Origin of the sequence: Promineifilum sp. (SeqCode) (assembly GCF_041918635.1) — a bacterium.
GTDB lineage: Bacteria > Chloroflexota > Anaerolineae > Promineifilales > Promineifilaceae > Promineifilum.
On record NZ_JAYRVJ010000252.1, the window covers coordinates 1 to 4,553 of the forward strand.

Here is a 4,553-nt window from a genome sequence, read left to right on the forward strand (position 1 = left end):
ACCACCCGCTCCAGCCGGTCCCACTGTTCGACGAACGCGCCAAACTCGTCGTCCGGCGACCATTGGCGGAGGAAGCTTGAGAATGGATTCATGGTGCTTTGTCCTCGCCTCCATTATACAAGGGCAACTCACTTCGGAAAGCGGGTCGCCCTTGCGGCCGGAATCGCCCAACGCGCCCCCCTCCGCTATAATCCTCCGGAGAGGACAACCCATGAGCTTTCGCCGTTTCATCGACAGCGCGGCGGCCAGCGGCGACCTGGTCGCCATCGACACGCCCGTCCACACCGACTTCGAGACCGCCAACGTCGCCCACGCCCTGGAGGGCCGGCCGGTGCTGTTCAACCACGTCGCGGGCTATCCTGGCTGGCGCATCTGCGCCGGCCCCTGCTCCGACCGTAAATACTTCAGCATGGCCCTGAGTGTGCCCGTCCCCCAACTGATGCACCACCTGGCGCAAGCCCTCGACGCGCCGGTCGCGCCGCCGCTGGTGGAGGCCGCCCCCTGCCAGGAGGTCGTCGTCGAGGCCGTCAACCTGTTCGACCTGCCCATCCTGCTCCACCTACCGCAGGACGCCGGCCACTACGTCGCCAGCAACGTCGTCGTCATCGAAGACCCCGACCTCGGCCGGAATATGTGCTACCACCGCCTGCTGCGGCTGGATGAGCGCCGCTTCGCCGCCCGTATCGTGGAGAACCGCGGAACCTACAACGCCTGGCGCAAGACAGAGGGCGACCTGCCCGTCGCCATCTGCATCGGCGTGTCGCTGGCCGTCCACCTGGCCGCCTCGATGTCGCCGCCGCCCGGTGTGGACGAGTTGAGCGTGGCCCATGCCCTGGCCCCCACGCCGCTGGTCAAGTGCCTGACCAACAACCTGGCCGTGCCGGCTGACGCCGAGATCGTCCTCGAAGGGCGCATCACCAAGCGGCTGGTGGACGAAGGGCCGTTCATGGACCTGACCGAGACGATGGACATCACCCGCATGCAGCCGGTTATCGAGATCGACCTGATCACCCACCGCCGCGACCCTATCTATCACGCCCTGTTGCCCGGCGGGCTGGAGCACAAGCTGCTGATGGGCATGCCCAAAGAACCGACCATCTTCGCCGAGGTCAACAAGGTCGCCCGCTGCACCGGCGCGGTCATCACCCCCGGCGGCGCGTCCTGGCTCCATGCCGTCGTCCAGATCGACAAGCAGGGGCCGGACGACGGCCGCCAGGCCATCGAGGCCGCCTTCCGCGGCCACGGCTCGCTCAAACACGTCTGGGTCGTGGACGCCGACGTAGATATCTACGACCCGGCCCAGGTCGAATGGGCGCTGGCGACCCGCTTCCAGGCCGACCGTGACCTGTACGTCTACTCCGACCAGCCCGGCAGCTCGCTCGACCCATCCGGCACGCACGTCCCCGGCCAGAAGAGCCGTACGGCCAAGATGGGGCTTGACTGCACCATCCCCTGGGACGCCGACCGGGACAAGTATGAGCGCGGCCAATACGGGCCGGTCGAGTTGAGCCATTATCTGAAGAAATGATCCGCAGATTAAGAGGCTCACGCAAAGTACGCTAAGATCGCCAAGAACGCAAAGAGATATAAAGCCTTGGCGCTCTTGGCGTCCTTTGCGCTCTTGGCGTGAGCTTCTTAATCTGCGTAATCTGCGAAATCTGCGGATTCTTAAAAGGCATGAAATGACACAAGGCGCAATCCAGTTGAACGACGAACAGCGGGCCATGCTGGCCGGGGAGCGCGGACGGGCCCGCCAGATGGGCATGCGCCTGCTGCTCGACCTGGCTGCCATGGCCGGCGCGGAGCGGCTGACGCCCATCGCCAGCGCCCATCTCTCCGGCGTGTCGCCGCTGACGGGCGGGCTGGGGTTGCGCCTCTTCCTGGCCCGGCTGGCCGAGGATCCCGGCCAGGGGGTCGCCGTGCCGACCACGCTCAACGCCGCCGGCTGCGACGAGGCCCAATTTCCGGCCATGCGCATCGTCGAGCCGGACTTTCTCGACCACCACCGCGAAATCATCGCCCTCTACACCCGGCTGGGCGTGCGCCCCATTCAGTCGTGCGTGCCCTACGAGTGGGAGGGGGTGCTGCCCCAAGCGCCCGACGCCCCGGCCGCCTGGGCTGAATCGAACGCCATCTGCTACGCCAACTCGTATTGCGGCCTGCGCACCAACCGCGAGTCCGGCCTGTCGGCGCTGGCCTGCGCCCTGACGGGCTACGCCCCGGAGTACGGCCTGCTGGGCGAAGAGGCGCGGCGGCCCAACCTGGCCGTCACCGTGACCGCGCCGCTGGATGACCCGACCGACTTCTCTGTGCTGGGCGACTGGATCGGCAAGCAGCGCCGCCCCGGCTGGCGCATGCCTTACGGCCCCATCCCGGCCATCAGCGGCCTGCCGGCGACCCTGTCGCACGAACAGCGCAAAGCGCTGACGGCCGCCGCGGCCAACTACGGCTGCCCCTTGCTCTACCTGGCCGGCCCGGACGAGATGCCGGCCGACGCCCAGGACTATCTGACTTTTGGCGAGGCGGAGTTGGCCGGGCGCTATGACGAGCTCCGGCCGCGCGCGCCCGTGTCGCTGGTCGTGCTGGGCTGCCCGCAGGCCTCGATCGGCGAATTGCGGGCCATCGCCGGCCTGTTGCGCGGCCGGCGCGTCTCGGCCGACCCGGCCGGGCCGGGCCAACCGCCGCCGCTGTGGGTCTTCACCTCGGCCGCCGCCAAGGCCATTGCCGAGCGGACGGGCCTGGCTGACGCCATCCGCGGCAGCGGCGCGCTGCTGCTGGAAAACACCTGCCCGGAGGTCGTGCCCTATGACCAGTCCTGGGTGCGCCACGTGCTGACCAACTCCATGAAGGCCGAGCATTACATCAAGTCGGCGCTGAACGGCATTCCCACGTCCGTTATGCGACTGGCTGACTGTGTGGCGGTGGCGACGGGGGAGGTAGTAGTCGGTGGTAGGGGCGGATTTGAAACCCACCCGTACAAGGATGCCGCCTCTCGTAGGAGCGGGTTTGAAACTCGCCCGTACATAACCGGCGGTCGGTCGTCGCGGGCCGGCTTCAGCAGCCTCGGCCGCGGCTTGCCGTCGCAGGGGGATTTCACCGTGACTGGCAAGGCGCTGGTGACGGACGCGCCGCTCACCTTCCTGGGCTACGTCAACCGCGAGACGGGCGTCATCGAGGAGGAGGGCCATCCGGCCGATGGCCAGAGCCTCGCCGGCAAGGTCGCCATCTTCCCGCGTGGAACCGGCTCCAGCGTCGCCCCCTACGTCCTGCTCGAGCTGTATTACCGCGGCGTCGCGCCCGTCGCCATCATCAACACCGAGGTGGATCAGCAGACGGCCCCGGCCTGCTCGCTGGAGGGCATTCCCTACGCCTACGGCTTCGACGCCGACGTGAACCATCTGGTGCAAACGGGCGATACGGTCGAGTTGTCCCGGCGCGGCGGCGTGGTGCGGCTGCGTATCCTGGAAGGGGGTATGGGCCGTGAGTGAGCTTCTAGTCTTTCTGTTGGTGGCGGTCATCATCATCGTCGCCGCCAAAGCCAGCGGCTACGCCAGCATGCGGCTCGGCCAGCCGTCGGTCTTGGGCGAGCTGCTCGTCGGCCTGGTACTGGGGCCAACCGTGCTGAACCTGCTGGCCTGGCCGCTGTTCGCTGGCGACAGCCACCTGACCGGCTCGCTGACGCTCTTCGCCGAGATCGGCGTCCTGCTGCTCATGTTCCTGGCCGGGCTAGAGCTGGAGTTGCACGAACTGGTGAAATCGGGCAACGTGGCCGCCCTGAGCGGCACACTGGGCGTCATTGTGCCGCTGGCCGGCGGCTTTGGTTTGGCGCGCCTCTTCGGCGCGGACACGGCTGAGGCGGCTTTCATCGGCCTGGCCCTGTCGGCCACCAGCGTCAGCATCTCGGCCCAGACGCTCATGGAGTTGGGCGTCCTGCGCAGCCGCGTTGGCATCGGGCTGCTGGGCGCGGCCGTGTTCGATGACATTCTGGTCATCCTGCTGCTGTCGGCGGCCTCGGTGCTGCTGGGCGGCGAGGGCGGCGGCGGCAACGTCGGCCTCATCCTGCTGCGCATGGCGCTCTTTCTGGCCGTGGCTATTCCCGTGGGGCTGTTCGTGCTGCCGCGCCTGCTGGAGGTCGTCAGCGATCTGCCCATCAGCCAGGGCGTCACGGCGTTCGCCCTGGTGACCTGCTTCCTGTTCGCCTGGGCCTCGGAGGCGTTGGGCGGCGTGGCGGCCATCACCGGGGCGTTCCTGGCCGGACTGATGCTGGCCCGCACGGCCCACGTCAGCGAAATCGAGTCGGGCATCGCCGCGCTGGCCTACGGCCTTTTCGTGCCCGTCTTTCTGGTCAACATCGGCTTGCAGGCCAACCTGCGCGACATCAGCGGCAGCGCGTGGGTCTTCGCGCTCGTCCTGACGCTCTTTGCCATCTTGAGCAAGCTGATCGGCAGCGGCCTCGGCGCGCTCATCGCCGGCTTCAACCGGCTGGACGCCCTGCGGCTGGGCGTCGGTATGGTCTCGCGCGGCGAAGTGGGCTTAATCGTGGCCTCGGTCGC

Annotated in this window: 3 protein-coding genes; all 3 read left to right on the forward strand. The window is 67.9% G+C overall.

Features of this window, described 5'->3' with window-relative positions; all coding sequences use genetic code 11:
* The first annotated feature begins 211 nt into the window (after positions 1-211).
* Complete coding sequence (locus tag ACE3UY_RS08470) at positions 212-1,528, forward strand: UbiD family decarboxylase (protein WP_374687105.1); 1,317 nt, start codon at positions 212-214, stop codon at positions 1,526-1,528.
* Between the two features lie 154 nt (positions 1,529-1,682).
* Entirely contained in the window at positions 1,683-3,488 is a 1,806-nt protein-coding gene (locus ACE3UY_RS08475; RefSeq protein WP_374687106.1) for an aconitase X, read from the forward strand.
* A partial coding sequence (locus ACE3UY_RS08480; protein ID WP_374687107.1) for a cation:proton antiporter occupies positions 3,481-4,553 on the forward strand: 1,073 nt, incomplete at its 3' end. The genes ACE3UY_RS08475 and ACE3UY_RS08480, both read left to right, overlap by 8 nt.

Coding starts and splice junctions, on each gene's coding strand:
- ACE3UY_RS08470 (WP_374687105.1), top strand. CDS start 212: ATGAGCTTTCGCCGTTTCATCGACAGCGCGGCGGCCAGCGGCGACCTG.
- ACE3UY_RS08475 (WP_374687106.1), top strand. CDS start 1,683: ATGACACAAGGCGCAATCCAGTTGAACGACGAACAGCGGGCCATGCTG.